Below are 2,778 nucleotides of genomic sequence, written 5' to 3' on the forward strand. Positions count from 1 at the left end.
CCCGTACACCGCACGCGTCCCCCGCGCTCGCGGGTGGGGCCGCGCGGGCGGGCTGCTCGCCGCGGCGTGCCTGGTCGCCGTGACCTTCGTGGCGGTGCAGAACACGCAGTCGGACCGGGACCAGCTCGACCGGCTCTCCAGCCAGTACGGCCGGTTCTCCGACCTGCTGTCCACACCGGACGCCAGGCTCGTCAGCGCCACCGGGACGAACGGCGCGACCGGCACCGCTGTCGTGTCGGCCAGCCGCGACGAACTGCTGTTCCTCAGCCGCGATCTGCCGGCACCTCCCGGCGACCGGGTCTACCAGCTGTGGCTGATCGACGCCGACGGCCCCCACCCCGCCGGACTGCTCACCTCCCCTTCCACGCCGCTCCTGGCGGGCGGAGTGTCCGGTGCGCAGAAGGTCGCGCTCACCGTTGAGCCACAGGGCGGTTCCCCGAGTCCGACCACCGAGCCCGTGGTGGTGATCACGCTCGCCTGACGGCTGTCAGAGGGACTTGGCGAAGTGGTGCGCGGGGATGACGTAGCCGGAGGTCATGTAGAGCCGGTGTGCGTCGTGCCGCTGCGTTCCGGAGTCGAGGTGGACCGACGCGCAGCCGAGACGGCGGGCTTCCTCGTCGACCCAGCGCAGCAGAGCGCCGGCGTGGCCCTGCTTCCTGGCTGACGGGAGCGTGCTCAGGTCGTCGATGTAGAGGTGCGGGCCGGCGTAGAGATTCGTCATGTGCCGGAATCCCGCCACTGCGGCGACCTGACCGGACGCGTCGAAGGAGGCGACGAGCCGGTAACCCTCCCTTCGCTGGGTGCGCACGAGCTCGACGAACTCCTCAACGGACGTGAGGTGCGGGCGGAGCTCACGGAGCGCGTCGTAGGCCAGCGCGGTGTCCTCGCCATGCAGCTCAGCGACGTTGATGACGTTTTGAGTGGTCACGCCGATGATGTTCGCCTATCAAGTGGACTCTCAGAAGGCCCAGTTCACCCGCATATCAAGAGGCCACTTCGGACAGATGGGCGAGCACGGCCAGCACCCGGCGGTGCCCGTCGACGTCCGACGGCAGGTCGAGCTTCGTGAACAGGTGCCGCACATGTGCCTCGACCGTGCGTTCGCTGAGGTGGAGCCGTTTCGCGATACCGCTGCTGGTCAGGCCTTGCGCCATGAGCTTGCCTGGTCTTCACCGGCTCTTGACGGCCGCGAGCCGTTCGACGGTTCCGAGCTTGAGACGTTCCTTGCGCTGCACGGTGAATCCGGCCTGCTCGACCAGCGGAAGCGGGCGCCGTGTCTGGTAGTCGCCGCACATGCGGACGCTCAGCTTCTCGAGCAGGGACTGTCCGAAGTGGAGGACGCGGTGATGGCTGCCGATGTGGTCGAGCAGCAGCAACTTCCCGCCTGGTCGCAGCACCCGATGCATCTCCGCGATCGCCTTGCGCTCGTCCGGGACGCCGCACAGGCCCAGCGTGCACACCACCGTGTCGAACGAGGCGTCGGGGAACGGCAGCGCCTGCGCGTCTCCCTCACGCAGGTCGATCGGACGCTGGAGCTCGGCGGCACGGGTGCGCGCGATCGCGAGCATCGCGGGGCTGAGGTCCAGGCCGGTGAGCGTGACTCCCGCCGGGTAGTGCGGGAGGTTGCGGCCGGTGCCGATGGCGACCTCGAGGACGTTGCCGGTGGCCTGCTCGCACACCCAGTCACGGCCGCCGCCGAACAGCCTGCGTTCGAAGAAGCCGATGTCGCGGTCGTAGCGCGGCGCGTAGCGGTCCCAGATCTCGCGGAGGCCTTCGGTGGTGAGCCTCTTGCTCATGGCGTCGCCCCTTCGGGTTGCGGTCAGGGTCGATGATGCCCCGCCACGCACCGGGATGTGCGTCAAACTGATTTGATGTATTGTCGGGAGCATGGTCGCCCCGGAGTTCGTGCGGATGGCCGCCCATCCGCTGCGCTGGCAGCTGCTGACCGAACTGGCCGGCAGCGACCACCGGGTGCGCGAGCTGACCGAACGCGTGAGCGAGCCGCAGAACCTGGTCTCCTACCACCTGCGACTGCTGCGCGACAGCGGGCTGGTGACCTCGCGGCGCAGCACGTTCGACGGCCGCGACAGCTACTACCACCTCGACCTCGACCGCTGCGGCACGTTGCTGACCGGTGCAGGGGCGGCACTGCATCCCGCGTTGCGGTTCGAGTCACGCCCGGCGGAGTTGCCCCTCAACGGAGTCCGCGTGCTTTTCGCCTGCACGGGCAACAGCGCGCGTTCGCCGATCGCCGAGGCCCTGCTGCGCCGCCACGGGATCGAGGCCACGAGCGCGGGCAGCCACCCGAAACCCGAGACCCATCCGCACACGATCAGGGTGTTGCGCGAGGAGTTCGGCATCGACATCACCGGCCGGCGCCCTCGCCACTTCACGGCCGACCGGTACGACTACGTGATCACCTTGTGCGACAAGGTCCGCGAGGTCTGCCCCGAGTTCGAGGACGAGCACCGGCGGATCCACTGGAGCATTCCGGAACCCGTCGGCTACCCCGAGTTCGTGAGCACCGCCAACGAGATCGACACCCGCATCCGCCATCTGCTGCCCGTGCTCGCCACGGCAGCCCGTCAGAAGGGGTGAACGATGACCGACCAACTCGCCAGCGTCCGTTACCTCGTCGACGACGTCCAGGCAGCCGTCGACTTCTACACCGTCCACTTCGGATTCACCGTGCACACCGACGCCGCACCGGCGTTCGCCGACGTGGTCCGCGGCCCGCTTCGCCTGCTGCTGTCCGGACCGGCCAGCTCCGCGCCCGCG

General features: G+C 69.1%; 6 protein-coding genes. 3 read left to right on the forward strand and 3 right to left on the reverse strand.

The genetic code is table 11. The features are described 5' to 3' along the window. The coding region (locus FXN61_RS48595) for an anti-sigma factor (protein ID WP_167980520.1) at positions 1-481 on the forward strand (481 nt) is incomplete at its 5' end. A 6-nt stretch (positions 482-487) separates the two neighbouring features. On the opposite strand, the gene FXN61_RS48600 is transcribed toward FXN61_RS48595, so the two are convergent. The 3 genes from FXN61_RS48600 to FXN61_RS48610 are packed head-to-tail and all read right to left on the reverse strand — an operon-like array spanning position 488 to position 1,796. Continuing rightward, on the reverse strand, positions 488-928 hold the full coding sequence (locus tag FXN61_RS48600; protein ID WP_312878583.1) for a GNAT family N-acetyltransferase: 441 nt from the start codon (positions 926-928) through the stop codon (positions 488-490). 55 nt (positions 929-983) lie between these two features. Further along, positions 984-1,154, reverse strand: coding sequence for a helix-turn-helix domain-containing protein (locus FXN61_RS48605; protein ID WP_167980521.1), 171 nt, complete (start codon positions 1,152-1,154; stop codon positions 984-986). A 15-nt stretch (positions 1,155-1,169) separates the two neighbouring features. After that, positions 1,170-1,796 (reverse strand): class I SAM-dependent methyltransferase, encoded by a 627-nt coding sequence (locus FXN61_RS48610; RefSeq protein WP_167980522.1) that lies wholly within the window; start codon positions 1,794-1,796, stop codon positions 1,170-1,172. Between the two features lie 91 nt (positions 1,797-1,887). Here FXN61_RS48610 and FXN61_RS48615 point away from each other — a divergent pair, with 91 nt between their 5' ends. Both FXN61_RS48615 and FXN61_RS48620 read left to right on the forward strand, forming a co-directional pair. Continuing rightward, the gene (locus FXN61_RS48615) at positions 1,888-2,598 is read left to right on the forward strand and encodes an arsenate reductase/protein-tyrosine-phosphatase family protein (protein WP_167980523.1); all 711 of its coding nucleotides are present in this window, start codon (positions 1,888-1,890) and stop codon (positions 2,596-2,598) included. A 3-nt stretch (positions 2,599-2,601) separates the two neighbouring features. Then, on the forward strand, positions 2,602-2,778 hold a 177-nt coding region (locus tag FXN61_RS48620), incomplete at its 3' end, for a VOC family protein (protein WP_188136299.1).

The organism is Lentzea indica (genome assembly GCF_012184385.1).
In the GTDB taxonomy this organism is placed as follows: Bacteria; Actinomycetota; Actinomycetes; order Mycobacteriales; family Pseudonocardiaceae; genus Lentzea; species Lentzea indica.

Bases quoted from the DNA above. Each gene is read 5' to 3' on its own strand.
- FXN61_RS48605 (WP_167980521.1), bottom strand. From the start codon at position 1,154: ATGGCGCAAGGCCTGACCAGCAGCGGTATCGCGAAACGGCTCCACCTC.
- FXN61_RS48610 (WP_167980522.1), bottom strand. From the start codon at position 1,796: ATGAGCAAGAGGCTCACCACCGAAGGCCTCCGCGAGATCTGGGACCGC.
- FXN61_RS48615 (WP_167980523.1), top strand. From the start codon at position 1,888: ATGGTCGCCCCGGAGTTCGTGCGGATGGCCGCCCATCCGCTGCGCTGG.